Origin of the sequence: Pelagibacterium luteolum, assembly GCF_900100665.1 — a bacterium.
Classification (GTDB): Bacteria; Pseudomonadota; Alphaproteobacteria; order Rhizobiales; family Devosiaceae; genus Pelagibacterium; species Pelagibacterium luteolum.
Window position 1 is genome coordinate 629,569 of the sequence record NZ_FNCS01000001.1, and the last position, 26,530, is coordinate 656,098.

The 26,530-nt window shown below is 62.2% G+C and carries 30 protein-coding genes and 1 tRNA gene; 22 read left to right on the plus strand and 9 right to left on the minus strand.

Annotated elements, in window-relative coordinates; translation table 11 throughout:
* Positions 1–29: 29 nt before the first annotated feature.
* From rbfA to BLR31_RS03065, 7 genes are all read left to right on the plus strand, one after another.
* A complete protein-coding gene (rbfA, locus tag BLR31_RS03035; protein WP_090592085.1) occupies positions 30–443 on the plus strand; it encodes a 30S ribosome-binding factor RbfA in 414 nt (137 codons plus the stop codon).
* Between the two features lie 16 nt (positions 444–459).
* Positions 460–1,377 (plus strand): tRNA pseudouridine(55) synthase TruB, encoded by a 918-nt coding sequence (gene truB, locus BLR31_RS03040; protein WP_244504925.1) that lies wholly within the window; start codon positions 460–462, stop codon positions 1,375–1,377.
* A 138-nt stretch (positions 1,378–1,515) separates the two neighbouring features.
* On the plus strand, positions 1,516–3,246 hold the full coding sequence (locus BLR31_RS03045; protein WP_090591274.1) for a sensor histidine kinase: 1,731 nt from the start codon (positions 1,516–1,518) through the stop codon (positions 3,244–3,246).
* A gap of 156 nt (positions 3,247–3,402) precedes the next feature.
* Positions 3,403–3,672 (plus strand): 30S ribosomal protein S15, encoded by a 270-nt coding sequence (rpsO, locus tag BLR31_RS03050; protein ID WP_090591277.1) that lies wholly within the window; start codon positions 3,403–3,405, stop codon positions 3,670–3,672.
* Between the two features lie 304 nt (positions 3,673–3,976).
* Positions 3,977–6,118, plus strand: coding sequence for a polyribonucleotide nucleotidyltransferase (gene pnp / locus BLR31_RS03055; protein WP_090591281.1), 2,142 nt, complete (start codon positions 3,977–3,979; stop codon positions 6,116–6,118).
* 219 nt (positions 6,119–6,337) lie between these two features.
* Positions 6,338–6,763: a YciI family protein gene (locus BLR31_RS03060; protein WP_090591284.1), complete on the plus strand. Its 426-nt coding sequence runs from the start codon at positions 6,338–6,340 to the stop codon at positions 6,761–6,763.
* A 2-nt stretch (positions 6,764–6,765) separates the two neighbouring features.
* Entirely contained in the window at positions 6,766–7,566 is an 801-nt protein-coding gene (locus BLR31_RS03065; RefSeq protein ID WP_090591288.1) for an alpha/beta fold hydrolase, read from the plus strand.
* A 37-nt stretch (positions 7,567–7,603) separates the two neighbouring features.
* Here the strand turns inward: BLR31_RS03065 and BLR31_RS03070 are convergent, their stop codons facing one another.
* Positions 7,604–8,548 (minus strand): 2-hydroxyacid dehydrogenase, encoded by a 945-nt coding sequence (locus BLR31_RS03070; RefSeq protein ID WP_176762480.1) that lies wholly within the window; start codon positions 8,546–8,548, stop codon positions 7,604–7,606.
* Positions 8,549–8,968: 420 nt separating this feature from the next.
* Here BLR31_RS03070 and BLR31_RS03075 point away from each other — a divergent pair, with 420 nt between their 5' ends.
* Entirely contained in the window at positions 8,969–9,541 is a 573-nt protein-coding gene (locus BLR31_RS03075; protein ID WP_090591292.1) for an SH3 domain-containing protein, read from the plus strand.
* A gap of 118 nt (positions 9,542–9,659) precedes the next feature.
* Here the strand turns inward: BLR31_RS03075 and irrA are convergent, their stop codons facing one another.
* The gene (irrA, locus tag BLR31_RS03080; RefSeq protein ID WP_280139105.1) at positions 9,660–10,100 is read right to left on the minus strand and encodes an iron response transcriptional regulator IrrA; all 441 of its coding nucleotides are present in this window, start codon (positions 10,098–10,100) and stop codon (positions 9,660–9,662) included.
* A gap of 436 nt (positions 10,101–10,536) precedes the next feature.
* Here irrA and hpf point away from each other — a divergent pair, with 436 nt between their 5' ends.
* Positions 10,537–11,109, plus strand: coding sequence for a ribosome hibernation-promoting factor, HPF/YfiA family (hpf, locus tag BLR31_RS03085; RefSeq protein WP_090591296.1), 573 nt, complete (start codon positions 10,537–10,539; stop codon positions 11,107–11,109).
* A gap of 150 nt (positions 11,110–11,259) precedes the next feature.
* Positions 11,260–11,727: a PTS sugar transporter subunit IIA gene (locus BLR31_RS03090; RefSeq protein ID WP_090591299.1), complete on the plus strand. Its 468-nt coding sequence runs from the start codon at positions 11,260–11,262 to the stop codon at positions 11,725–11,727.
* A 433-nt stretch (positions 11,728–12,160) separates the two neighbouring features.
* Here the strand turns inward: BLR31_RS03090 and BLR31_RS03095 are convergent, their stop codons facing one another.
* A complete protein-coding gene (locus BLR31_RS03095) occupies positions 12,161–12,460 on the minus strand; it encodes a DUF1150 family protein (RefSeq protein ID WP_090591302.1) in 300 nt (99 codons plus the stop codon).
* Positions 12,461–12,473: 13 nt separating this feature from the next.
* Positions 12,474–12,893, minus strand: coding sequence for an Hsp20 family protein (locus BLR31_RS03100; RefSeq protein ID WP_090591306.1), 420 nt, complete (start codon positions 12,891–12,893; stop codon positions 12,474–12,476).
* Between the two features lie 178 nt (positions 12,894–13,071).
* Here BLR31_RS03100 and BLR31_RS03105 point away from each other — a divergent pair, with 178 nt between their 5' ends.
* Positions 13,072–13,917 carry a glycosyltransferase family 2 protein gene (locus BLR31_RS03105; RefSeq protein ID WP_090591310.1) on the plus strand — a complete coding sequence of 282 codons (846 nt, stop codon included), beginning with the start codon at positions 13,072–13,074 and terminating at the stop codon, positions 13,915–13,917.
* Here the strand turns inward: BLR31_RS03105 and BLR31_RS03110 are convergent.
* Both BLR31_RS03110 and BLR31_RS03115 read right to left on the minus strand, forming a co-directional pair.
* Entirely contained in the window at positions 13,914–14,921 is a 1,008-nt protein-coding gene (locus BLR31_RS03110; protein WP_090591313.1) for a tetratricopeptide repeat protein, read from the minus strand. The two genes, BLR31_RS03105 and BLR31_RS03110, sit on opposite strands and share 4 nt — an antisense overlap.
* A 16-nt stretch (positions 14,922–14,937) precedes the next feature.
* Entirely contained in the window at positions 14,938–15,366 is a 429-nt protein-coding gene (locus tag BLR31_RS03115; protein WP_090591316.1) for a hypothetical protein, read from the minus strand.
* A gap of 193 nt (positions 15,367–15,559) precedes the next feature.
* On the opposite strand from BLR31_RS03115, the gene BLR31_RS03120 reads away from it, so the two are divergent.
* The 4 genes from BLR31_RS03120 (at position 15,560) to BLR31_RS03135 (ending at position 19,226) form a co-directional block, all read left to right on the plus strand.
* The gene (locus BLR31_RS03120; RefSeq protein WP_176762481.1) at positions 15,560–16,597 is read left to right on the plus strand and encodes a helix-turn-helix domain-containing protein; all 1,038 of its coding nucleotides are present in this window, start codon (positions 15,560–15,562) and stop codon (positions 16,595–16,597) included.
* A gap of 105 nt (positions 16,598–16,702) precedes the next feature.
* The gene (locus BLR31_RS03125; protein WP_090591324.1) at positions 16,703–16,954 is read left to right on the plus strand and encodes a GlsB/YeaQ/YmgE family stress response membrane protein; all 252 of its coding nucleotides are present in this window, start codon (positions 16,703–16,705) and stop codon (positions 16,952–16,954) included.
* A gap of 178 nt (positions 16,955–17,132) precedes the next feature.
* On the plus strand, positions 17,133–17,567 hold the full coding sequence (locus tag BLR31_RS03130) for a TadE/TadG family type IV pilus assembly protein (protein ID WP_090591328.1): 435 nt from the start codon (positions 17,133–17,135) through the stop codon (positions 17,565–17,567).
* 3 nt (positions 17,568–17,570) lie between these two features.
* Positions 17,571–19,226 carry a TadG family pilus assembly protein gene (locus BLR31_RS03135; RefSeq protein WP_090591332.1) on the plus strand — a complete coding sequence of 552 codons (1,656 nt, stop codon included), beginning with the start codon at positions 17,571–17,573 and terminating at the stop codon, positions 19,224–19,226.
* 108 nt (positions 19,227–19,334) lie between these two features.
* Here the strand turns inward: BLR31_RS03135 and BLR31_RS03140 are convergent, their stop codons facing one another.
* The 3 genes from BLR31_RS03140 to BLR31_RS03150 form a co-directional block, all read right to left on the minus strand.
* Positions 19,335–19,937, minus strand: coding sequence for a YdeI/OmpD-associated family protein (locus BLR31_RS03140; protein WP_090591336.1), 603 nt, complete (start codon positions 19,935–19,937; stop codon positions 19,335–19,337).
* A 267-nt stretch (positions 19,938–20,204) separates the two neighbouring features.
* Positions 20,205–20,280, minus strand: a tRNA-Ala gene (locus tag BLR31_RS03145).
* Positions 20,281–20,976: 696 nt separating this feature from the next.
* Complete coding sequence (locus tag BLR31_RS03150) at positions 20,977–21,420, minus strand: TIGR02300 family protein (protein WP_176762482.1); 444 nt, start codon at positions 21,418–21,420, stop codon at positions 20,977–20,979.
* A 278-nt stretch (positions 21,421–21,698) separates the two neighbouring features.
* On the opposite strand from BLR31_RS03150, the gene BLR31_RS03155 reads away from it, so the two are divergent.
* From BLR31_RS03155 to BLR31_RS03185, 7 genes are all read left to right on the plus strand, one after another.
* On the plus strand, positions 21,699–22,352 hold the full coding sequence (locus BLR31_RS03155; protein ID WP_244504926.1) for an AzlC family ABC transporter permease: 654 nt from the start codon (positions 21,699–21,701) through the stop codon (positions 22,350–22,352).
* Positions 22,349–22,669: an AzlD domain-containing protein gene (locus BLR31_RS03160; RefSeq protein ID WP_176762483.1), complete on the plus strand. Its 321-nt coding sequence runs from the start codon at positions 22,349–22,351 to the stop codon at positions 22,667–22,669. Before BLR31_RS03155 ends, BLR31_RS03160 begins: the two co-directional genes overlap by 4 nt.
* Before the next feature lie 74 nt (positions 22,670–22,743).
* Positions 22,744–23,112, plus strand: a complete 369-nt coding sequence (locus BLR31_RS03165) for an MliC family protein (protein ID WP_090591349.1) — start codon at positions 22,744–22,746, stop codon at positions 23,110–23,112.
* Positions 23,113–23,164: 52 nt separating this feature from the next.
* Complete coding sequence (locus BLR31_RS03170; protein ID WP_090591352.1) at positions 23,165–23,638, plus strand: urease accessory protein UreE; 474 nt, start codon at positions 23,165–23,167, stop codon at positions 23,636–23,638.
* Positions 23,598–24,308 (plus strand): urease accessory protein UreF, encoded by a 711-nt coding sequence (locus tag BLR31_RS03175; RefSeq protein ID WP_244504927.1) that lies wholly within the window; start codon positions 23,598–23,600, stop codon positions 24,306–24,308. Before BLR31_RS03170 ends, BLR31_RS03175 begins: the two co-directional genes overlap by 41 nt.
* Entirely contained in the window at positions 24,305–24,940 is a 636-nt protein-coding gene (gene ureG, locus BLR31_RS03180; protein ID WP_090591356.1) for an urease accessory protein UreG, read from the plus strand. The genes BLR31_RS03175 and ureG overlap by 4 nt, the downstream gene beginning before the upstream one ends.
* Before the next feature lie 32 nt (positions 24,941–24,972).
* On the plus strand, positions 24,973–26,529 hold the full coding sequence (locus BLR31_RS03185) for a cryptochrome/photolyase family protein (protein ID WP_090591360.1): 1,557 nt from the start codon (positions 24,973–24,975) through the stop codon (positions 26,527–26,529).
* The last annotated feature ends 1 nt before the right edge of the window (position 26,530 follow it).

Here is a 26,530-nt window from a genome sequence, read left to right on the forward strand (position 1 = left end):
CGGGACCGTTTGCACCCTATCTCGCTGCAATGGCAAAAAAGGCAACATCATCGGCGCCCTCTCAGCGCATGCTCCGCGTTGGCGAACGCGTGCGTCACGAACTCTCGGCGCTCCTTGCGCGCGGCGAAATCATCGATCCGCTCATCGAAACCGTGACCATCACGGTGCCCGAAGTCCGCATGTCGACAGATCTGCGGCTCGCCAATTGCTATGTCATGCCGCTTGGTGGCGGCAATGCCGAGGACGTTGCCAAAGCGCTCAACACCCATGCGAAATTCATTCGCGGCCGCATCACCCCGGCCCTCGGTCTGAAATTTGCGCCGGAATTCCGCTTTCTGGTCGACCAGACCTTTGACGAATATGGCCGTATCGACGCCATCCTGCGCTCAGATCGCGTCCAGCGCGATCTGGCCCGCGACGACGAAGACGACACCGAACAATAATCTAAAGGACTGCGCCGTGAGCGAAGCTCGAGAAAAGCGCGTCAAGCGCGACCTGTCCGGCTGGCTGGTGTTTACCAAGCCCTACGACATGAGCTCGACCGAAGCGGTGGGCAAATTGCGCTGGCTGTTCGGCGCGAAAAAGGCCGGCCACGCCGGCACGCTCGATCCCCTCGCCACCGGCATCCTCCCCATCGCCTTTGGCGAAGCGACAAAGACAGTGCCCGCCGTCCAGGACGGCACCAAAGTCTATCACTTCGACATCGTCTGGGGCGCTGCAACTGCGACCGACGATATCGAGGGCGAGGTGATCGCCACCTCCAATGTGCGCCCGACCCGCGAGGCGCTCGAAGCGATTTTGCCGCAATTCACTGGCGTCATCACCCAGATCCCGCCGGCCTTTTCCGCCATCAAGATCGGCGGCGAGCGCGCCTATGACCTGGCTCGGGCCGGTGAAAAACCCGACATGCCACCCCGCGAGGTCGAAATCGACGCACTTTCGATCGTCGAGCATACAACTGAGCGCTCGCGCCTGTCGGTGACGTGTGCCAAGGGCACCTATGTCCGCGCCATGGCGCGCGACATCGCTGAGGCGTTGGGCACCAGGGGCCATGTGGGCGGCCTGCACCGCGCCCAGGTCGGCGGTTTTACCGATGCCGATGCGATAAGCCTTGCCGACGTCGAAGCCGTTGAAGGTCCCAACCGGGACGCCCTTTTGCGCCCCGTGGCATCCGGCCTTGCCGATGTGCCGGAAATCCGCATCGACGCCCGTCAGGCTGCGACGATCCGGCTGGGCAACCCCGTTTTGCTCACCGGACGCGACGCGCCAGTGGAACTCGATGAGGCCTGGGCCAGTTTAAAGGGCGAAGCGGTGGCCATCGGCATTGTCGAACATGGCCAGTTCAAGCCCAGGCGTGTCATCCTCGCCCACCCATAAGGCTGGCGGGACCGATGCGTCATTGCTTGACGCGCCTTCGCTTTGCCGGTCTCATGGCACAACGGGACTGTGTTCGCGCGTGAGCGATCGCGACCCTCACACAGGCTGCGCGACGACAAGAGGATCGGCCACATCTCTATGCCCACGACCGCTCCCTCATCGGCCCATCACTCCGATCCCGTCGCCGCAGGACCACTCAAGCGCAAGCCGCGCTCATTCCCGATCATGTTCTACTTGGCGTTTCTCGTCGTGGTTATCGTTCTGCCCGCCACGGCGTTTACCGCGGTGCTGCTCTCGCGTCACAACATCGCACAGGAAGAAACCGTGCAGACCTTTACGGTCGCCACTACCCGTTCGGTCCTCCAGGAGGTCGAGCGCGAAATCTCGGGCATGATCACTACCCAGCGCGTGCTGATGAGCATCGAAGCGCTCAATGCCGGCAATCTCGCGACCTTCCACGAGCATGCCCGCACCGCGCTCTCGGGAACCGGATCGTTCTTCATCATCGCCGATGCCCAATTCAATCAGCTTTTGAACACTCGTGTGGATTTCGGAACGCCCCTGGGTGCGCTGTCGGATACAGAAGCGGCGTCGCGCGCCCTCCAGACGCCCGATGCGGTGGTCTCCAACGTCTTTTACGGCCAGACCGCGGAGCAATATGTCTTCAACGTCGTCCGCCAGCGCCCCGGCATCCTCCCGCCCCAGCTGGCCATACTGACCCAGAATGCCGCGACGCTCTCCAACGCACTGGTCACCCGCGAATTGCCGCAGGGCTGGAACGTTGCCGTGGTGGACGCCAACAACACGGTGATCGCGGCTTCAGAAAGCGCGGCGCGCATCGGCGAACCTCTTTTTATGCCGTTGAGCGAAGGCGCCGCGTCGGGTCGCTGGCGCGATGAAACCATTTCGGGCGAAACCTATAAGACCATCACCCAGCACTCGATCCTCACGGGCTGGTATGTCATCGCCTGGGCACCCGATTCCGTGGTGTCCGGCCCGTTGCGCAACACCTTGCTGTGGCTCCTGCTGGGGGCCGCGACCATCGTGAGCATCGCCGTCCTTGCCGCTGCGCTCATCGCCCGCGAAATCGCGCGTTCAGTGCGGGGCCTCGCGCGGCAGGCCCACGCCATGGGGGCGGGCACCGATATCGTCCCGGTCGCCTATTCGGTGAGCGAATTGGCCGATGTCTCGCGCGCCATGTCCGACGCGGCCGCCAAGCGCAAGGAGGCGGAAACCGAGGCGCGCTTCCTGATGCGCGAAGTCGCCCATCGGTCCAAAAACCAGTTGACCGTTATCTCGTCCATGGCCAAGCAGACGGCCCGCGGCGCAGACAATGTCGAAAAGTTCGTGGAAAGCTTCCAGTACCGCATCTATGGCCTGGCGCGATCGACCGATCTGCTGCTGGCCCATGGCACCCAAGGGATCGGGTTGCGCGATCTCTTCCGCACCCAGATCGACCCCTTCCGCCCTGAAGATCCCTCGCGGGTCACAAAAACCGGCACCAATGTCTATCTCAACGTCCAGGCCGCGCAGGTGCTCGGCATGGCGGCGCACGAACTGGCCACCAATGCCTCCAAATATGGCGCCTTTTCGCGCGACGGCGGCAAGCTGACCGTCAGTTGGAACCGGGCCGGCGGCGGGCGGCTGCATCTCGTCTGGCGCGAATACGTTCCCGATTTCGAACCCCCCTCCGATCGCAAGGGGTTCGGCACCGTCGTGCTCCAGACCATGGTGGCCGGCGCGCTCAAGGCCGATGTCGAACGCATCGTCCATCCCGACGGAATCGAATGGGTGTTTTCCATACCCGGCGAACAGATCGATCCCGACCGCGATACCCCCACGCCCGAAGAGCTCAAACCCGAGGCGTGACGGGGCCAGTTTTGAGAAAAACCTTCTCATTTGCCCCATCTTACCCTATATGAGCGCCAGCGAAGCCACTGTGCTTACGTTGAAAAACGGCCACTCCTGGACGGCATCCCGGTACTGGCGTCACTCAACTCCTTGTTTCTCGAAAGGAAATTTACGATGTCGATTACTGCTGAGCGCAAAGCTGAGCTGATCAAGGATTACGCGACCAAGGCGGGCGACACCGGTTCTCCGGAAGTCCAGGTCGCCATCCTGACCGAACGTATCAACAACCTCACCGGCCACTTCAAATCCCACGGCAAGGACAATCACTCCCGCCGCGGCCTTCTGAAGATGGTTGCGACCCGCCGCTCGCTTCTCGACTATGTCAAGCGCGGCGACGAAGCGCGGTATCAGAGCCTGATCGAACGGCTCGGCATCCGCCGCTAGTGTTTTGAACTTCGGTGCGGGGCCGGCGACCAGTAAGGATCGCTGGCCCCGCATCGCATCGGCACAGGGCAATGGGGCTCTGTGCTGCTTCTGCCGGAAGCGCCCTTGATCCAAAGGGGGCATGGCAGGATCGCCGGACACTCAGGCCGCTTTCGAGCGCGACCAACGAAAAGACTGAGTGTCTCGCCATCTTGTCCATGTTCCGGAATTTGAGGGTCGCCTCTGGCGCCACTCGCGGACACGCCGCACCGATGCCGCTCTCCAGCGCGTCGGAGCCCGTCCGCACAAGAAGGAATTGTTATAAATGACAATCAATTTCGACCACCATACAGTCGAACTCGACTGGGGCGGACAGCCCTTGACGCTCGAGACCGGCAAGGTTGCCCGTCAGGCCGATGGCGCCGTCGTCGCCACCCTGGGTGAAACCGTCGTTCTCGCCACTGTCGTCTCCGCCAAGCAGCCCAAGCCGGGCATCGACTTCTTCCCGCTGACCGTCAACTATCAGGAAAAGTATTTTGCCGCCGGCAAGATCCCCGGTGGTTACTTCAAGCGTGAAGGTCGCCCGACCGAAGCCGAAACCCTGACATCGCGCCTGATCGACCGTCCGATCCGCCCGCTGTTTCCGGCTGGCTACAAGCACGAGACCCAGGTCATCATCACCGTGCTGCAGCACGATATGGAAAACCAGCCCGACGTGCTCGCCATGGTCGCAGCCTCCGCGGCTCTGACCATTTCCGGCGTGCCCTTCATGGGCCCGATCGGCGCGGCCCGCGTCGGTTATGTCGATGGTGAATACGTCCTCAATTTGCCGATCGATCGCCGCGACGACTCCAAGCTCGACCTCGTGATGGCCGGCACTGCCGACGCCGTTCTGATGGTGGAATCGGAAGCCAAGGAGCTTTCGGAAGAGGTCATGCTCGGCGCCGTGATGTTTGGTCACCAGCAGAGCCAGAAGGTCATCGACGCGATCATCAAGCTCGCCGAACTGGCCGCCAAGGAGCCCCGTGATTTCGAGCCTGCCGATATGAGCGCGCTCGAAGGCGAAATGCTCTCGCTGATCGAAACCGAACTGCGCGACGCCTACAAGAACACCGACAAGATGGCCCGCTACGACGCCGTCGACGCGGTCAAGGCAAAGGTTAAGGCTCACTTTACGCCTGAAGAGGGCGAAGCCAAGTACACGCCCGAACAGGTCGGCGCTGTGTTCAAGTCCCTGCAGGCCAAGGTGGTCCGCTGGAATATTCTCGACACCAAGACCCGTATCGACGGTCGTGATCTCGAAACCGTTCGCCCGATCGTGTCCGAGGTCGGCGTCCTGCCCCGCACCCACGGTTCGGCGCTCTTTACGCGCGGCGAAACCCAGGCGCTGGTCGTGGCTACCCTCGGCACCGCGGATGACGAGCAGTTCATCGACTCGCTCGAAGGCACCTACAAGCAGAACTTCCTGCTGCACTATAACTTCCCGCCATATTCGGTCGGTGAAGCCGGTCGCATGGGTTCGCCCGGTCGCCGCGAAATCGGTCACGGCAAGCTCGCATGGCGCGCCATCAACCCGGTTCGCCCCTCGGCTGAAGAATTCCCCTACACATTGCGTGTGGTTTCGGAAATCACCGAGTCCAACGGCTCGTCCTCGATGGCAACCGTTTGCGGCACTTCGCTCGCTCTGATGGATGCAGGCGTTCCCATGAAGAAGGCCGTTGCCGGCATCGCCATGGGCCTGATCCTGGAAGGCGAAAAGTTTGCCGTCCTCTCCGACATTCTGGGTGACGAAGATCACCTCGGCGACATGGACTTCAAGGTTGCCGGCACCCATGACGGCGTCACCTCGCTGCAGATGGACATCAAGATCGCCGGTATCACCGAGGAGATCATGAAGATCGCTCTTGGCCAGGCCAAGGACGGGCGCAAGCATATCCTCGACGAAATGGCCAAGGCCATCGACACGGCCCGTTCGGAAGTTGGTGAATTCGCTCCGCGCATCGAAACGATCAAGATCCCGACCGACAAGATCCGTGAAGTGATCGGCACCGGCGGCAAGGTCATCCGCGAAATCGTCGAAAAGACCGGCGCCAAGGTCAACATCGAGGACGACGGCACCGTCAAGATTTCATCCTCGGACGGCAAGCAGATCGATGCGGCCATCAAGTGGATCAAGTCGATCACCGACGAGCCCGAAGTTGGCGAAATCTACCAGGGCACAGTGGTCAAGACCGCCGATTTCGGCGCGTTCGTGAACTTCTTTGGCGCCAAGGACGGTCTGGTCCACATTTCCCAGCTCGCCGAACAGCGCGTGGGCAAGACCACAGACGTCGTCAAGGAAGGCGACAAGGTCTGGGTCAAGCTCCTGGGCTTTGACGAGCGCGGCAAGGTCCGCCTGTCGATGAAGATCGTCGATCAGGAAACCGGCCAGGAAAAGGCCAAGGAAGAAGGCGACGCCGCCGAGTAATCGGGCCGTCACTGATCTTTAAATTCAAGACCCGGCGCTCCACGATACGGAGCGCCGGGTTTTTTATTTGCCATTTTTTCCCGAAATGATCTGATTGCTGTGTCGGGATGGGGAGGTCCCATGCGTCCTAGAGCAAGTGCGGAAAAGTGGGATCCGGTTTTCCGAACAAGACTTGCGCCAAAACGGGACAATCCATCCAGCGACCACGGGAGAGAAACGATGCGCTTCATGGTGATGATCAAGGCCTCCGAGGACAGCGAGGCTGATGTCGAGCCGCAGGAAGGCCTGCTGCTCGAAATGGGCAAATACAACGAGCAATTGGTTGCCGCTGGCATCATGCGAGACGGAGCCGGCCTCATGTCGAGCGCCAAGGGCGCCCGCGTCACCATCGAGAATGGTGAGGCCATCGTCACCGACGGCCCGTTCGCCGAGATCAAGGAAGTGATCGCCGGCTTCTGGATATGGGAGTGTAAATCGCTGCAGGAAGCCATCGACTGGGTCGCCAAATGCCCGGTCGCTCACGGCCAGAACCATTTCGAAGTCCGTCAGATGCACGAACTCGAAGATTTCGCGACCGAAGGCGAAGGCTATGAGCAGCATAAAAAGGTCGAAGCCCAGCTCGCCGCGCAGAAAGCGGGAGCGTAATCATGGCCAGCGTCACATCGGCCGATGGAACGGCCATTGCCTACGAAACCCATGGCGCAGGGCCGCTCATAATCTTTGTGCCCGGCGCGCTGCAACATCGCGCTGTCGACCCCCAGAGCCCGAGACTGGCGGGAATGCTCGCCGACAGTTTTAGATCGGTCATCTACGATCGGCGCGGGCGCGGCGAAAGCACCGAGGGCGGAGCCTATGCCGTCGCCCGCGAAATCGAGGATATCGCGGCGCTGATCGACGCCGAGGGCGGCCCGGCCCTGTTGTTCGGGTTGAGTTCAGGCGCCGTTCTCGCGCTCGAGGCCGCCGCCGCCCTGCAAGACAAGGTCGCAAGCGTTCTCGCCTACGAGCCGCCCATCGACATGTCCCACTCAAGGGACAAGGCGCTGGCCGAACTCGAAGTCATGGAAAACTACAAATCGGCCGGGGACGGTGCCGGAGCGCTCGAAACCTTCATGCGCGGCGTCGGCGCATCCGACGACGATATCGCCGGCCTCCGCACCAGTCCATTCGGGGATGGGTTTGCCGCGGCCGGCACCACCCTCGCCCATGATTACCGCATCATGTTCGAGGCGACCGAGGATATGAAAACGCGCTGGCAGGCGGTCCGCCAGCCCGTTCTGATCGTCGATGGCGACCAAAGCTGGGATTTCATGCACGCCGGCGCCGATGCCGCAGCGTCCGCCCTCCATAACGCCCAACGCGAAACGCTGGCCGGGCAGACCCATGAAGTGGCACCCGAAGCCATCGCGCCAGTGCTCAAGCGATTTTTTGCAAAAGGTTCGGCGCACTAGGCGTCCACGGCCCTGCCCGGGATTGCCCGAAGCGCCCTCAGATCGGCGACCGCCCCTCGGGCAAAACCCTGTGCGGCGGCGTATGCCCATCGAGAAACGTGCGGATATTGACGATCACCGTCTCGCCCATCTCGATCCGCGCCTCGAGCGTCGCCGATCCCATATGGGGGGTAAGGATCACCTTATTGGCCCGCGCCAATTCCAGAAGCCTCGGATTGACGCCCTTCTTGTGCTCGAAGACATCGAGCGCAGCCCCCGACAGATGCCCTGATGCCACCAGATCGGCCAGCGCGTCCTCGTCCACGAGATCGGGCCGCGAGATATTGACCAGAAACGCCCCCGGTTTCATCGCCGCCAGACGCTCGGCGGAAAGAATGTTGAACGTGTCGCGCGTGTGCGGCGTGTGCAGTGAAACGATATCGACATGAGCCAGCATCTCTTCGATGGTCGGCCACCATGTAGCACCAAGCGGTTCTTCGATCTGCGGCGCCTTACGCGACCGCCCGCAATAATGGATCGAGAGCCCGAACGCCTTGGCCCGCCGTGCCACGGCAGTCCCGATGCGGCCCAGCCCGACGATGCCCAGCGCCTTGCCGCCCAAACGGCGCCCCAGCATCCAAGTCGGCGACCAGCCCGGCCATGTACCGTCGCCCAAAAGCACCTGCGCCCCTTCGGTCAGCCGCCGCGGCACGCTCAGCATCAGCGCCATCGCCATGTCGGCGGTGTCCTCGGTCAGAACCGATGGCGTATTAGTGACGGTAATCCCGGCCGCGTGCGCCGCCTCGACGTCGATATTGTCGAACCCATTGCCGAACTGGGCGATGAGTTTGACCGATTCGGGCAATTGCCCAATCAGCGTGGAATCGATCCGGTCGGTGATCGAAGACACCAGCACGTCCGCCCCACGGACGGCGTTCACTAGCCCCGTCGAATCGAGTTGTGTATCGCTTGTGTTGAAATCGACGTTGAAGAGCGCCGCCATGCGGGTTTCCACAGGCTCAGGCAAACGTCGGGACACTATGATTTTTGCCCGGTCGCGGGTCACACGATCACCATTTTTGCGCCCTAGCCCTGCCTCGCCATTCACCGCTTTCAGCGACCATTAATATCGCAAGGATACTGTCGGAGCGCTTCCAGCAAAAGTGGGTACCACTTTTGCGGTTCGGAAGCGCGATAAAACAGGAAAGTTCTCCAGCGCTTCCAGCAAAAGTGGGTACCACTTTGGTGGTTCGGAAGCGCGACAAACAAGACGGTTTCCAGCGCTACCGGTAAAAGCGGGTATCACTTTTGTGGCTGAGGCGCTACCAAGCGATGGGACCGGGCCGAAGCCAAGTCGAACTACACTACCGTCGCGCCAAACGCCTCAAGAGAGCCTTTTGCGGTGCGACGTCCAACAGGGTGCATGGGTATTGCGTTGCATTTGAAAGCTGTCTTCCGTTCGCTGATCGGGTTGGTCCTTGTGCTTGCCCCCCTCGTCGTGCCCGTCGCTCCAGTCGTGGCACAAGGCGCGCAGGTCGGCCAGTCCAGTGGCTTGCCCATTCCGCGGTTTGTGTCCATCCGCAACGCCCCGACCAATGTCCGCGTCGGCCCCGGCACCAATTACATGGTCGTCTTCACCTTTCTGCGCCCGGGCGTTCCCGTTGAAATCACCGCCGAGTTCGACACCTGGCGCCGCATTCGCGATGTCGAAGGCGACGAGGGCTGGGTCCATCAGAACCTCGTTGTGGGCGAGCGCTCGGCGCTGATCACTCCCTGGCAGACCGATGGCACCATCGCCCTGCGTACTGCCGCATCCGCTACTGCACCTGTCCGCGCGTGGTTGTCGCCCAATATGCTGGTCACCCTGCGTCAATGCGACGGCCAGTTCTGCGAAATCCGCTTCACCCATGCCGATGAAGCGCGGAACACCACCTATCAGGGCTTTGTCGGCCAGGAATATCTCTGGGGCGCCTATGAAGGCGAAGTTTTCAACTGACCGCGCTGCCCATTGCAAACCTCTCCATTCGGGCGAAAGGCATTCCCAACGGCCTTTCAAAGCAAAAAACCCGCCACACACAGGGTGACGGGTCCAAGTACCGATTCTGCGATAGCGCCTAGTTGGTGCGCTTGACCCTAACGATCACGTCCACATGGGTCACTTTCATGCCCTCGGGCGCTTCGGGAATACCGGCGATCTTGATCGAATCGGTCGGAATGTCCTCGATCCGCTGCTCGTCCTCGATAAAGAAGTGGTGATGGTCGGTCGTGTCGGTGTCGAAATAGGACCGCGCCGCGTCGACCGAAATTTCGCGCAATAGCCCGGCCTGCCGAAACTGGTGCAGCGAATTATAGATCGTCGCCAGCGACACCTGAACGCCCGAACGCTCCGCCTCGCCGTGCAATTGCTCGGCGTTGACGTGACGATGTGGGCCGGAAAACAGCAATTCGGCCAGCGCCAGGCGCTGGCGCGTGGGTCTCAGGCCCGCCATGCGCAGCACGGCCATGAGGCAGGGGCCGCGTGAGGGATGCGCTTCGGCCCGATGGAGTTCGGTCATGCGATCGTGTCGATCCAGTTTTCTATGCGTTGGCGGGACTATAGCGGCAAAGGCATGCCCCTTACAAGAACCGAGCCCGTCACAAGCGCGCCAGACCGTCCTGCACGGATCGCTGAACCAGGCGAGAGCCGAAGAGCCGCCAGGTCAGTCGCCACGACGTCAACGCCAGTTCTTGCCCGACCGCCAGTGCGACACCAGATACGATCCCGGCGAAAAAATTGCTAACGCCTTGCCCGGAAACGCCATTTGCAAAACGACTCCATCACCGGAACGCAAATGACAGGCCGGTTGTTATTCACCGTCACGAGTCCAAGCCGCCCGGCCGAACCGGTTCTGATTGCCAGCCCGGTTCAAGGGGGCTAGACTCAAAACCCTGCCCGGACCAACCATGGGCGCGTCCCAGACCGGGTATCTGAAACCAGATCGAGAGGCCAATATGAGCTTGCGTGTTTCTGGCAAGAATATGGATGTGGGAGACGCCCTTCGCGGCAAGGCAACGGATCGTTTCGATGCCGTCGTGGGCAAATATTTCGATGGAGGCTATGACGGACATCTGACCCTCGAGCCCGAGGGAATCGGCTTTAAGGCCGATTGCATGATCCATCTGGACACCGGCGTCGTGCTGCAGGCTTCGGCCAAGGCCAATGACGCCACCTCGGCCTATGAGGACATGGCCGAGCACATCGAAAAACGCTTGCGTCGCTATAAGCGCAAGCTCAAGAACCATCGCCGCAACGTCAATGGCAACGGCACCGAGGGCGATTATTCGTCCTATATCCTGGCCGCTCCGGGCGATGAGGAGATGGAGGATGACTCCGCTCCCCCCGTCATTGCCGAAACCACCCAGAACCTGCGCACCATGAGCGTTGGCGAGGCCGTAATGGAGCTCGACCTGGCACAATCTGACGTAATTGTGTTCCGCCATGCTGGACACGGCGGCATGAATGTGGTTTACCGCCGCACCGACGGGAACATCGGATGGATCGATCCGGCCCTGTCAGGAACATGACGCGCCTCGGCGCGTCCCTTGGGAGATGGTTCCCGGGGGCGCGCCAGCCACACTGCCCCCAGACCATTGTATAGGACAATCGGAATGGTGCGGGCTTGAGACGAGATAGTCGGCCGTCATCGATGCAAACGACACCCAAAGGTTTTCTCTATGGAACTTGCTGACATTCTGTCGCAGGACTCGGTTATCGCTTGTGCCAAGGTGGCGAGTAAGCGCCAGCTCCTCCAGTTGCTGGCCGACCGCGCATCCGATCGGGTCGGGATCGACTCCCAGTTGATCTTCGAAACGCTCCAGGGCCGCGAACAGCTCGGATCGACGGGCCTGGGCAATGGCATCGCCATCCCCCACGGCAAGATTAAGGGCCTGCCCGCCGTCACTGCCGTGTTTGCCAAGCTGGCCCAGCCCATCGATTTCGATGCGGTGGACGACCAGCCGGTCGATCTTGTCGTCATGCTCTTGGCCCCCGAGGGCTCGGGCGCCGATCATTTGAAGGCCCTCAGCCGCGTCGCCCGCCTCCTGCGCGCCGACGGCGTCGTCGACAAGCTTCGCAACACCAAGGATGAAGCGAAAATCCGCGACATCCTCACCACCCCCGTCGAAGCCACCCACGCCGCCTAACGCGCTCGCGTCACACGCTTCCGGAATCAAAAAAAGGCCGCTGCAAAGCGGCCTTTACCATTGGCACCATGCCCCGCAGGTCCGGCCCTCCCCGTTTCCCCAACCCACCACCGTCACCCTCGGGCTTGACCCGAGGGCCCAAGCCGCTCGCCCGCGCGAACGCTTGTAGAAAGCGTCATATCGGGTCGCTGCGCCAGCAACAGATGGGTCCTCGGGGCAAGCCCGAGGATAACGATGGAGATGGATTGGCCGCGCCGGACAACCGCCAGGCAATCCTGGCGCATTATGCCCGCAGCGGTGCGCACCCTCAGACAGACTGGACGAATTCTGCGAGGACCCCGGCGATCGTTCGCCGCCCCGTCGGAGGGCCAGTGGAAACCATAGCGCGGGTTTAGCGCGTCATGGTTTTCACGGTGCGGCCCGCGAGACAGAACTAGTGCAACGTCGCCAGCCGCACTTCGTGGCCGTCGATCCAGTCCATGATCGCCTCACGCGAATCCGCGATCAGCACGGGGGCGCCGTCGGCGCTCATCAGGAGTTCGAGTTCCTGTTCGGCGGGTGCCATCGCGGCCTGGGGGATGAATTCGGCCAGGTCCCCGGCCACCATCTTTTTCCAGAATACGATATCGCCGGCGCCGAGCGCCGCGAACTGGGCGGCGGTCAGGGTCTTGAGCGGTTCGGCCGATCCGCCCAGATGGGCGTCAGTGAACGCAGTTTTTTCAATAGGCTTCATAACGCATACCTCTCTACTCGACCGACCTGATGTCGATACGGCGGGTCACAGGCTCTGTGACGGGCCGGTACACGGTGATAACGAGGAGACCGTCTTTCAGTTCGGCGCCCTCTATCCTCATGCCGTCGGCAAGCAGGAAGGTGCGCTGAAACTGCCTGGCGGCGATGCCGCGATGCAGATATTGGCGCTGACCTTCGTCGTTCTGCCGGCCCCGCACGATGAGCTGATTATCCTCCCCAATCACTTCCAGATCGTTACGAGAGAACCCCGCCACGGCAATGGCAATCAAAAAGCTCTCCCCGCCTTGGGCGGAGATGCGTTCGATATTGTAGGGGGGATAGCCCTCGGTGGCTTTGGCGAGGCGGTCGAACCGCTCCTCGAAAGCATCGAATCCCAAAAGGAAAGGCGCTGAAAACAGCGATACACGTGTCATCGGTCGTTATGTCCTTGGTCACAAGCAACATGTCCACGATGACCCATCTACGCAGCGGATCGCTCAAAAGGTTCAAACCCTTGCTCGAAAAAGCTGCGCAGTCGATAAGAGCGGCTTCATCGTAGATTGACTATGATATGGGTCTGGGGCCCGTCCGTTCAAGGTCGAGAGTGCCGCAATGTCGAGCCCTTGCGTTTCCATCGTCATGCCCGCCTATCGCGCCGAAAAAACCATTGCGCGCGCCGTCTCATCGGTGCTGTCGGGCACCTATTCTCACTTTGAAGTGATCGTGGTCGCAGACGACGGCGTCGATTATGAAGTCGTTCTAGGCCGCGCAGGCATCGCAGATCCACGCATCCGCCATTTCGAAAGCGGCCTTTCGGGCGGCGGCTCTCCCCCGGCCCGCAATGTCGGCCTCGACAATGCACGCTACGATATCGCCGCCATCCTTGATGCCGACGACGCGTTCATGCCCGAAAAACTGAGCGTCATGGCGCCTCTCGCTGCCAAGCATGGCCTTGCCTCCTGCGCCTTGGACATAACCCTGCCAAACGGCACCCATCTGCGCCACGTGGCCACAGGTCCCGACCGCATCCTGTCTCCCGCGGCCTACAAATTCACAAACTTCTCAATGGATTCCATGCTGGTCCACGACCGTCGCCGCGCCGATCCGCGCTACGATCCGGCCCTCCCCTGCATGACCGACCTCGATTTCCTTATGAAAATCTTTGCGACGGTCCCGGCGTGCTTTCATGTCGGCACGCCCCTGCACGATTATGTGAAATTGCCCGTCTCGGTCTCCAACGGCCCCGGCGTCACCGAAAAAATGGTTGCCACAAAGACCCTGCTCCGACAGCGCCTCGCAGCCGGACATTATCCGCTCGCCGACCCGGCCGGCGTGGAGGGCATGGATCGGTTTCTTGCCCTGTCTCTCGAAGCCGAAAAGACCTTCGCCCCGCGCCCGGGCACCAATCCGCCGGATTTGTTCGAAGACCACATCGAACCGCGCCTCGCCGCCCGCTAGTCCGCAAGTGCGGCGAGAGCCTCCTGCGATGCGGCATCATCAAGATCGGCGCCTGCTTGATATTGCGCCCGCGCCTCCTCGATATTGATAGCACCGGCAAGTCCCAGTTCAGCGATCTGCCCCAAGACGAAATGCCCGAACCCATCCTCAGCTGCGATGGCTTTTTCGGCGAGCCGCCTTGCCGCGTCGAGATCCCGTTCGCTCCCATCCTTGCCGAGATAGAGGAGCGCCGCAAACCCCGCCGCGTTCGATTCCCCCGCAGCATCGGCATCCAGATACCATGCGAGCGCCCGCTGCCTATCGCCGTCCACGAGATCACCGTCATAATAGAGGTGTCCGAGCTGGAGCATGGCAAAGCTCTCCCGGTCGGCAGCGGCGTCCCTAAGAAGCGCGAGCCCGCCTGCCACATCGGCATCCACGCCCTCGCCATAGACCTTGAGCAGGCCCAACTCGGTCTTGGCGTGTGAAAATCCTTGTGCGGCCGAGAAGCCGAACAATTCTGCGGCCCGGTCCGGATCGGCGTCGACCCCCTCGCCATAGAGATAGCTTAGGCCGAGGCTGTACTGTCCCGGTGCATATCCCTGCTCGGCGGACCCCATCAGAAACGGAACCGAGCGCGGCCAATCGGGCTCGATCGCGTGCCCGGCGACCAGCGCATCGCCAAACAATTGCTGCGCCAGCGCATTACCCGCCTCCGCGGCGATCTCGACATGGGGATACATCGCGTCGAACTGCCGACCTACAAAATAAGCGCGCGCCAGCCATGCCCGTACATCGATATCGCTAGGATTGGCCGCAAGCGCGGCGGTACAGGCGTCGACCGCCGCAGCGACATCGAGATCACGCTGATCCACCCCCGTCCGCTCATAGCCGGGCTGAAACGGGTTGGCCGCCAAATCGGCGCAGCGCGCAATCTCATTGGCCAGGACCGGACCCGTCGTCACCGCGACCGCCAAGACACAGCCCCCCACCCATCTCGCAATCATCATCGCTTCCCGCTTCATCACGTGTCCTCGTCAATTATTGTGCTGCGGTGACCCGGAGGATCGCCGTGTTCGACGTCGCATGGACTGTGGCCCCGCGCGCTACGACCCTGAAAAGGCTCTGATCCATCCACGGCTCGACCGCCGGGACCACGAGTTCAGCCCCTACCGCCACATCCCGAAACGTCGCCCCGTCATCGGTGCTCACCTGCCAGAGGTAGTCGAATTCTTCAGCCCCGCTGACGCTGAACCGGGCAGCGTATCCCGCGATGGTGACGATTTCGGCTGGAGCAATCGCGACGAATTGGTCAATCGCGGTGGCACCGTCCATGTGCTGGCTTCTCACGCTCGAAGCGCCACCGGTGGCAACCCACAAGAGCGAGGACAAAAGCGCTCCGCACCCGACCAACCCAATGATTCCCGGCCCCAATGTGAAATGGCCCTCGCGCTCGGATATCGCCATCATCACAAACCGCCGCCTCCTTGCGTGTCTCCGATCAAAATACCGGCGCCAGCGGCGCTGGCGTTATCCACTCCGTCTCAAATTGGTGCACCAACTTGCCCGACAGTCTCAAAAGTGCGGCATCGGACCCCGCAGATGACTTGACCGCGTGCCATGTTGCCGAAATATGCAAAATGCGGACGGGATGGGAGACGACATGAGCCAGGCGGGGGAGACCGACTACAGCGGTGGGGTGATCCCGGCCGCCATGATCCGGTTCTGCACCAGCCAAGTGGTGCCGCCCGAGCGCTATCCAGCCTTCAAGATCCGCATCAACACCATGTTCGACATGGATCCCGACGCCGAGCGCGCCCCTGCCGATTTTGCCGGCCGCATCACCAGCACGCACACCGGCCAGATGCTGGTCAGCGCCATGGAAACCGAAACCTTCCGCTTCGAGCGTTCCCGCAAGCGTCTGATGATCGACCATCTCGATCATATGATGGTCCGCGTCGATCTCGATGGCCCATGGGATCGTGGTGGCGCGGCGCATGCGCTCACCATCATCGATCTCGGCCAGGTGACTGAGACCGCCGATATCGCCTGCCATAACATTTCACTCGTCGTGCCCCGGCGGGCCTTGGCCGAATCCCTGCCCGGCATGGACCGCCTGCATGCGAACCGGCTCACATCGCCTTCCGCGCTCATCCTTGCCGATCATATCGTCTCGCTCATGCGCCATGCCGATGGTCTCGACCCCGATGTCGTTGGCGCGCTCTCCGATATCACCCCGGCCCTGATTGCCGCATGCCTGCGGCCGCAATTGCGGGCCGAAGGGCTGGCGCAGCGCGAGTTCGACATCATGATGCTCGAACGCGTCCGCGCGTGCCTGCGCGCCAATCTCTACAATCCCGCCCTCGACCCCGATTTCCTTCAAAAGACCGCCGGGGTCTCCCGCGCTACGCTATACCGCCTGTTCGAGCCCATGGGCGGTGTCGCCGCCGCCATTCGCACGGCAAGGCTGCGCCAGGCGTTGCGCGATATCGCCCGGACCGGCCCGGACGCAAAAATCGCAGACATTTCCCACGCGCTCGGCTTTTCCTCCGACGCCCATTTCAGCCGGAGCTTCAAGGCTCATTTCGGCTGCTCGCCGCGCGACGCCCGCACCATGATGGCAAGTGGCCCGCCCCTGCCGCTAACCCCCGCCCTCTCCGGTGCCCAGCGTCGCTTTCCCGAATGGCTCAACACGCTCTGAACCACTTGCGGCACGAATCACGCCCCATGCAACCTCTTGAACCCATTGCGCGTTATGGTGAGGTCCATGGGGACTGAACACTCAACTGCTGTTGTGGGGATCAAAATGGAAGACGCAGGTATCGGCTGGATTGCAGCCATCATCATCGGGGGTCTCGCTGGTTGGATCGCATCTGCGATCATGAAGACCGGCACCGGTATTTTTCTCAACATCGTGCTCGGCATCGTCGGTGCCGCCATCGCCAGCTTCCTGTTTGGCCTGATCGGCGTCTCGTTCGGTGGCTGGTTCGGCTATCTCATCGCCGGCCTGATCGGTGCGTGTATCCTGATTGCGCTCGTCCGCGCCATCCGAAGGTAGCGCCGACGACAATCTCTATCATGGAGCCCCGGTGGATCACCCGATCCGCCGGGGCTTTGCATTTATCCCAAACGGAAAGACCCCAATCGCAGCACTGCGCATACGACCGCTAACTCTTGTCTTGGCGCCGTCCGCCTATCCTCGCCCCGTCCACGTGCTATTGCAGAGGGGAACGAGCATGGCCCGGCGCGGTTGTCGGCAGAGATTTGGGACTGATCGGGCGGGCTCCTCCGCCGTCGAATTTGCCTTGCTCGCGCCGGTCTTCCTGCTCCTTGTGCTCGGCGCGCTCGCTTACGGCATATATTTCGGCGCCGCTCATTCGGTCCAGCAACTGGCTGCCGACGCCGCCCGGGCCGCCGTGGCCGGCCTATCCTCTACCGAGCGCACCACGCTCGCCGAAGGGTTTATCACCGCCAACGGTGCCAGCTACGTCCTCATCGATCCCGCGCGCCTCGCGATCGAAGCGACCCCCAGCCCGTACGATCCAGACCAGTTTCTCGTGCGCCTGTCCTATGATGCCGGCAATCTGCCCATCTGGAACCTCTATCCGCCCATCCCGCTCCCCGATCAGATCATCGTTTTCGCCTCCACCATCCGCAATGGCGGGGTCTGATCCATGCCCGGCCTTTTCGCCCGCTGGCTTGCCGACGAGGCCGCCAACATGGCGACGCTCTTTGCGCTGGTGTCTCCGGTGCTGATCGGCGTCGCCGCCTTTGCCGTCGATGAAGCCTCGCTCCACCTCGAACGCCGACAGCTCCAGTCGGTTGCCGATCTCGCCGCCATCCACGCTGCCGGCGATCCCCAAAACGCAGAGGCGCGCATCGCCACTGTCCTTTCAGATTTCGGCTATACCCTCCCGCCTGACGCCGTCACCGTCACACCGGGCCGCTACAGCACCGATCCGGCCCAGCCCGCCCACACGCGGTTCATGCCCGCCGCCACCCCCGCCAATGCTGTCTCCGTCGCCCTCACCCATCCGGGGCAATTGCATTTCGCCTCGATCTTTAACATGGCCCCGCCCGATATCGGTGTTTCGGCGATTGCCGCCGCCACGCCCCGCGCCGCCTATTCCATCGGCTCGCGCCTTGCCAGCCTCAATGGCGGCGTGCTGAACGCCGTCCTCGGCGGCCTTCTGGGCACCGAGCTTTCCCTTTCGCTGGTCGATTATCAAGCGATAGCCAGCCTCGATATCGAGCTTTTGGATTTCCTCGATGCCCTGGCCGGCCATCTCGACCTCACCGCCGGCACCTATGGCGATCTTCTGGCCAGCGATATCGCGCTCTCCGACATCGCCATCGCCCTCTCCGGCGCTGCGGGCGGCAACGCCGTGCTGCTGCGCCTCGCCGGGCTGATCGACGATGAGATCGCCATCGAAATGGCCCGCCTCATCGCCGCCGATGGCCTGGCCCACCTTGCGATCGGTACCTCCGCTGCCATCGTTGCCGACCTCAATGCCCTGCAACTGCTCTCCGCCGCAGCTTTGGTCGCCGATGGCAATCGCCACATCACCCTGGGGCTCGGCGCAAACGTTCCTGGCCTTGTCGGCATCGATGTCGCCCTCGTCATCGGCGAGCCCCCGCAGGGCGGGTTTTTCACCCTGGCTGGAGAAGGCAGCTATGTCCGCACCGCCCAGACCCGCCTGCGCCTCGATCTCGACATCGCCGGCAATACCTCGGGGCTGGGTCTTCTTTCGATCCGTCTGCCCGTCTATGCCGAACTCGCCCCCGCCGAAGCGCGCCTCGCTGCCGTCTCGTGTCCCCCCGGACGCCCCGAGGCCGCTTCGGCAATCCTTGCCGTGACCCCCGGCACCCTCCGCCTGGCGATCGGACACACGGCCCCGGCCAGCTTTCTCGACACCGATCGTCCGCTGGTGGTCAACAAAACCCCCCTCGTCTCGCTTTTAGGCGGCATCGCGCGCGTCAACGCCCATGTCGATATCGCCATGGCCCAAACGCAGCCCGTTTCGGTCGGATTTACCCATGCCGATATCGCCGCCCGCACGGTCCGGACGGTTTCGACCACCACGCCCCTCGCCAGCCTCACCGGCTCGCTCCTCGGCAACCTCGATCTCGAACTTGAAGTCCTGCGCTTAAATCTTTTGGGCGGCCTGCTCTCGGGCGCCACCGGCGCCGTCCGCGGCCTCATCGCCCCGGTCATCCCCGCCCTTGATCAGACCCTCATCGCGCTTTTCGACGTCCTCGGCCTGGGCCTCGGCCAGGCCGACCTCCGCATCCACGGCTTCGACTGCCGCAACGCCGCACTTGTCGGGTGATGAACAAGACCACAGTTTCGCAATCAGCCGCTGCCAGCCCCCTCTCCCTTTGAGGGAGGGGGTTGGGGGTGAGGGGGGGCTTGCTGCGCTCGTCGCTGCCTCGTCCGCCTATTTCCCCCGCCCATTGGGATAGAGCGTCTTTCCCTCGGCCAGCATGGCCACGAACTTCTCGATATTACGCGCCCGCGTCTCGGCCCGCTTGACCCCGTTGATCCGAAACATCAGCGCATAAAGATTGGCGCGGTTCAGCGTCTCATACGTCGCAAGCGCTTGCGGGTTCACCCGCACCGCCGCCAGAAAATCCTCCGGCATCACGAACTCCGCCCCCGAAGCGTATGCAGCATCCCAGCGTCCATCGGCCTTGGCGGCTTCCACCTGCGCCAGCCCGGGATCGCGCATCAGCCCCTTTTCGATCAGATCGCCCACATGGCGCGTATTGATCTGGCTCCAGATCGATTTCTTCCGCCGCGGCGTAAATCGCAAAAGATAGGAGGCCTCATCGTGGGTTTTCTTGATCCCGTCGATCCACCCCCAGCACAACCCGGCCCGCACCGCCTCCTCATAAGAGATCGTCGCCACCCCCGACCCCTTCTTGAAGAACTGCACCCAAACTTCGTCCCACTCCGCCCCATGCTGGGCCAGCCATGCGTAAAACGTCTCGAAATCGGCAAACGGACGAATCTTTTCAGGATCGGGAACAACAGGCGGCATGAGCGTCTCCAGGCACTGCCGCAAACCTAGCTCAACCTCTAAATGCTGGAAAGCTGTCCTGTGGCGGGGCGTCTGGGGTTGGAGGTGGCCGCCGGACGAGGCAAAGCCGAGGACCCCGCGCGATTTCTCGCGCCCCGTCGGAGGCGCAGTGAAGGACATAGGCGCCGCTTTTTGGTGCCGTCATGCCCGCAACGGTACGCGCCGTGAGACAGAGAAAACCATTCGTTGCCCGAATGCCAACGAAGACCAAATTTTTGTAAAGACGAATGGTGGAGCCAAGCGGGATCGAACCGCTGACCTCCTGCATGCCATGCAGGCGCTCTCCCAGCTGAGCTATGGCCCCATCGTTTCGGTACGCTCAAGGCGTCCCTGGGTGGTTCGCCAGGACCCCTGCCGAACCGGCGCGAACCTATGTGAGACTGTTTTGCGACGCAAGTACAAATCTCACCCCGCATCGCACTTTTTTCCATGCGCTCGACGGCCCTGCCCGGAGCACTGCAAGCGCGGACGAAATCAGATCAGCGACCGCGCCACCCTCCCCCGTCATCCCGGCCTTGCGCCGGGACCCAGTATGCTCCGTGTTCGAGGCGACCCTGGGCTTTCACCATTACGTCCGAGCGTACTGGGCCCCGGGGTGACAGCGGTGGGTGGCGAGGCTGAAGTGGGTTCTCGGGTGCGCCGCGCCGTCGCAAGGGACAACGCAGGGCATAGACGCGCAGGCCGGCGGCGCGAGGCAGAAGGACCAAGCGCCGTCATGCCCGAAGCGGTTCGCCCCGTGAGACAATCGGACGAGGCAAAGCCGAGGACCCCGGCCAACTTTTTGGCCGCGCGGTTGCAGGGGCAGCGCAGGGCGTAGGCGCGGTCTTAGCGCCGTCATGCCCGAAGCGGTTCGCCCCGTGAGACAATCGGACGAGGCAAAGCCGAGGACCCCGGCCAACTTTTTGGCCGCGCCGTCGCAGGGGCAGCGCAGGGCGTAGGCGCGGCCTTAGCGCCGTCATGCCCGAAGCGGTGCGCCCCGTGAGACAGAAAAACGAGCGCCTTAGCGCTCGTCCTCATCAACTTCGACATCGAAATCGATGTCGTCTTCGTCGTCGTCGCTTTCAAGGAACGTGTCCTCGTCATCGCCGCCCAGTTCGTCGTCGACCTCGACGTCTTCGACATCGGGAATGTCGTCGGCGCTGTCGTCGTCGTCATCATCATCGTCGTCCGATTTCTCGGCGTCGTTGATGGAGATGACTTCGGCGCCCGCTTCTTCTGCGGCCACATCGACGTCGGCTTCCTCGATTTCGTCCTCTTCTTCCTTCTCGACCTTGCGTTCCTTGGCGCTGAACTTGGCAGCGTTCTTTTCCTGCAGGGTTTCGAAAAAGCTCAAGGGATAGGATTTGCCCGTATAGGGCGAAACCACAGGATCCTTGTTGAGGTCATAAAATTTCCGGCCTGTCACCGGGCAAGTCCGCTTGATACCGCGTTCGTCAGTGGCCAAGGCAAAGTTCCCATTCATCGTAATGCTGTCGGGTTGGTCTATGGGCGCATAGCCGCTTGTGCACGGCGGTCGGGCCTCTTTGACGTCCGGTTACCTTGATTATTTCCATACTGTCAAACGCAAAATGCGCGGGGCCGCGCGCGCGTCGTATCGCTTTTGCGCCCGCCCGGCTGGCCATGGCCCGTGAGAGGACTTATAGCTGGGGCGAAACGCCCACCATATCGACTGCATCCATGTCTCCCCCCTTAGCTCCTTTTCGCACCGGCGCCCGCACGTCCATGCCGATCGCCATCGGCTATGTTCCGGTCGGCATTGCGTTCGGCATTGCAGCGGTCAAGGCCGGGCTTTCGCCCTTCGAGGCCGGGCTGCTCTCGGCTGTGGTCTATGCCGGGGCCAGCCAGTTTCTGATCCTGGCTCTGGTCGGTGGCGGCGCGCCCATCATCGTCACCGCCCTCTCGATCATCGTCACCAATGTGCGCCATGTCTTTTATGGCCCCGCAATCATCGAGAAGGCGCGCGAATACGCATCAAAGCGCCATGCCTGGGCGTGGAGCTTTTTCCTCTCCGATGGCGCCTTCGCCTCGGCGGTGATCGGGCTTAACGCCAATCGCGCCAATTTCTCGCCCCGCTTCATGTTCGGCATAGCCACCGGACCCTATCTTGCGTGGTTTTCCGGCACGATGATCGGCGCGCTGTTCGGCGGCGCTCTGGGCGCCTACCCGGCAGTCGATGCGGCGATGGGCTTTTTGATGCCCGCCCTGTTTTTGGCGATGGTGCTGCAATTGCTCACCCGTGAGCACATTCCCGTGGTCATCGTCACCATTCTGGTCGCCGTCCCACTCATCGTTCTGGTCTCGCCCACGGTCGGCATCATCGGCGCCATGGTCGTGGGCGCTTTGTCCAGCCTCGTCCCATGGCGGAGGGCGCCATGAATACCGAACTCATCATCGTCACCCTGCTGGTCGGGCTGGGGACCTATCTCATTCGCTTCCTGCCGACATTTTTCATGCGCGGCACCGGCAATCCCCAGGCGCCACTCTCGCGCTTTCTGGCCGCCACCGGCCCGGCAGCCATCGCCGCGCTTTATGTCGGCGCCGTGCTGCCCATGCTCTCGCCCGATCTTGCGGCGATTGCGCCCCTGCTTTTGGGCTCCATCGCCGTCGTCGCCATCTACCTTTGGCGCCGCGACGTCACCATCGCCACCCTCGGCGGCGCGCTGGTTTATGGCGTTGTCTTTGCGCTCTTGTGATCGCTCCGGCCATGGTCCTGCCATGCGGGCGGTGTTACGATTCGCCTCACAGGTGATTTGCAAGGAGGATCGCGATGAAAGCCGGTTTGCTAGCAGCAGCACTCACGCTGGGAGCCCTCCCGGCCCTCGCCGTCGAAACCTCAATGCAATTGGTGCTCGAGCTCGAAGGCAACGCCCAGCGCGATGTCACCAGCTACACCTGCGACGGCATCGACGACCTTTTGACCGTCGAATACATCAACGCCCATCCGATTTTTCTCGGCATCGTGCCGGTCGATGGCGAAAGCCTGGTTTTCGTCAACGTCATCTCGGCCTCGGGTGCGCGCTATGTCTCGGGCCAGTATGAATGGTGGACCCAAGGCAATAACGCCACATTGACCGACGCCACAGCCGATGACGACGCCGACCCCATCGAATGCGTCGCCGCCGAAGACATCCCCTGATCATGGCCTGCTTTTTGCAAGATTTGCTGCCGTCATCGCACGGGAGATAAAAATGCGCGCAACGGGCATCGAACACAAAGGCCATTGGCAGGGCGCCATCGCCGGACGCGCCGTCCTGCCCCATGATCAGCGCGCCGTCCGCCGCAAGCTGATCACCCTCGATAATGGCCTCGACGTGCTTGTCGATCTCCCCGAGACCACCGCGCTCGATACCGGCGATGCGCTGAAACTCGAAGACGGCCGCTTTGCCGAAATCGTCGCCGCCAAAGAACCCCTTTATGCGATAACCGGCCGTTCGGTCGGCCATTTGGCTGAACTCGTCTGGCACATCGGCAACCGCCATCTCCCTTGCCAGATCGAAACGAAATCGGGCACCCCGCAACGCCTGTTCATCGGCCGTGACCATGTGATCAAGGAGATGCTCGAAGGCCTCGGCGCCGCCGTCACCGAGGTTTCGGCCCCCTTCTCTCCCTTGCGCGGCGCCTATGCCGGCCACGCGCACGGTCACGCCCATCATCATGGCTGACACGGCGCTCATCCGCCTGTTTTCCTGGCTCTCACCAGCCTTCCCCATTGGCGGTTTTGCCTATTCCCAAGGCCTCGAAACCGCCATCGCCGATGGCCGCATCCGCACGGCAGAAACGCTGTCCGCCTGGATCGCCGGCCAGCTCCATCGCGGCCCGTTGCGCAACGATGCCTATTTCCTCGCCATCGCTGCCCGCGCCGTAAGCAGTGCCGACCCCAAAGCCCTCGCCGACGCCAATGCCTACGCGCTCGCTCTGCAGATTTCCGCCGAGCGCGACAAGGAAACCCGCGAGCAGGCCCGCTCCTTTCTCGATGCCGCCGCAGCATGGCCCGTCGAGACCCCCGATTGGCTGGCCGAAATCCTTGGCAACCCCATTGCCCTCCCCATCGCCTTCGGCGCCATGGCGGCCCTGCACGGGCTTGCGCCCACCGCCGCCATCGCGGGCTTTGCCAATGCCGCCATCGGTCAACAGATTTCCGTCGGCGTCCGCCTGATCCCTTTGGGCCAAACCGCGGGCCTTCACGTCCTCGCCAGCCTCGAACCCAAGATCGCAGTCCTCGCCGAAACCGCCCTCACAGCCAACCTCGAAGACATTTCGGGCTTGTCCTATGGCACCGATATTGCAAGCCTTCGCCACGAAGATCTCAGCGTCAGGATATTTCGCTCATGAGCCAGTCGAAAAACGGTCCCCTCCGCGTCGGCATCGGCGGCCCGGTCGGTTCGGGCAAGACCACCCTGACCGAAAAGCTCTGCAAGGCGCTCCGCGACCATTATTCGGTCGGCGTCGTCACCAACGACATCTACACAAAAGAAGACGCCATGATGCTGGCGCGCCTCCAGGCCTTGCCTGAAGAGCGCATTTTAGGCGTCGAAACCGGCGGCTGCCCCCACACCGCCATTCGCGAAGACGCCTCGATCAATCTGCGCGCCATTGCCGAATTGTCTGCTCGCATCCCCGATCTCGACATCGTCTTTATCGAATCGGGCGGCGACAATCTCGCCGCCACCTTCTCCCCCGATCTGGCCGACGTGACGCTCTATGTCATTTCGGTCTGCCAGGGCGAGGAAATCCCGAGAAAGGGCGGCCCCGGCATTACGCGCTCGGACATGCTGGTCATCAACAAATCCGACCTCGCCCCTTATGTCGAAGTCGATCTCTCGGTGATGGACGCCGACGCCACTCGCATGCGCGATGGTGGTCCCCACGTCTTCACCGATCTTAAACGCGGCAAAGGCGTCGACGACATCGTCGCCTTCCTCGAACGCCAGGGCGGTCTCGTGCGGTCTGAACTGGCGCTGTGAACCACTAGCCCCTCAAGCCCGTTCAATCGGGCATGACCCAGCCCGTCTCCGCTCTCCGCCTCATCCTGGGCGACCAGCTTTCGCGCAGCCTTGCCTCGCTCAGAGATTGCGACAAGACCAACGACCTCGTCGTCCTTGCCGAGGTGATGGAAGAGGCCAGCTATGTGCCTCATCACAAAAAGAAGCTGGTCTTTGTCTTTTCCGCCATGCGCCATTTCGCGTCCGAGCTGGAAAAATCGGGCTACCGCGTCCGTTATTATAAGCTCACCGATCCAGACGGCGCCGACAGCCTGACCGACATCGTCGAAACGTTGGTCAAAACCCACGCCCCGGACCGTCTGGTCCTCACCGCGCCGGGCGAATACCGGGTGCGCAACATGATGGAGGACTGGCGCGAAACCCTCGACTGCTCCGTCGTCATCCTGGAGGATGATCGCTTCATCGCCAGCCACGCCGATTTCGAGGCCTGGGCAGGCCCCGACCCGAAATCGCTCCGCATGGAATATTTCTACCGCGAGATGCGCAAGCGCACCGGTTATCTCATGGAAGACGGCAAGCCCATCGGCGGCAAATGGAATTTCGATGCCGAAAACCGCAAGGCGATCCCAGCGGCCATCCAGCCTCCGCCTCGCCCGCACACACCGCCCGACGCGATCACCAGCGATATCATCGCCATGGTCGGCGAGAAATTTCCCGACAACTTCGGCGATCTCGAACCCTTTGACTACCCGGTCACGCGCCGCGCCGCGCTCCATGCCCTCGACTGGTTCATCGACGCGGCCCTCCCCGATTTCGGCACCTATCAGGACGCCATGCGCACGGGCGATCCGCTATTGTTTCACAGCCACATTTCCGCGCTGATCAATATCGGCCTGCTCGATCCGCGCGAGGTCTGCGAAAAAGCCATCGCCGCCTATGAAAACGGTAAGGCCCCGATCAACGCCGTCGAAGGCTTCGTGCGGCAGGTCATCGGCTGGCGTGAATTCATCCGTGGCGTCTATTGGCTCAAAATGCCTGGATATGGCGAGGAAAACGCCCTCAACGCCAAAGCTCCGCTGCCCGATTTCTTCTGGACCGCCGAAACCGATATGAACTGCCTCGCCCAGTCGATCGGCGATACCAAACGCTTAGCCTTTGCCCATCACATCCAGCGCCTGATGGTCATCGGCAATTTCTCGCTCCTGGCCGGGCTCGATCCCAAACAGGTCCAGCACTGGTTCCTGCTTGTTTATTTCGACGCCTATGAATGGGTCGAAATGCCCAACGTTGTGGGCATGGCGCTGTTCGCCGATGGCGGTTTTTTCGCCTCAAAGCCCTACGCCGCCGCCGGCGCGTACATCAATCGCATGTCCGATTATTGCTCGGGCTGCGTTTACGATCCCAAAAAGCGCACCGGCACGGGCGCCTGCCCCTTTAACGCGCTCTATTGGGAGTTCCTCGATCGGCACCGTCAGCGCTTTGCCTCAAATCGGCGCATGAGTGTCATTCTCGCCAATCTCGACCGCTTCGAGCCCGAGGACCTCAAAGCGATCCGGACAGAGGCAAAACGCTTTCGCGAAAGCCTCACATCCGCATACGCCGCACCCTAGC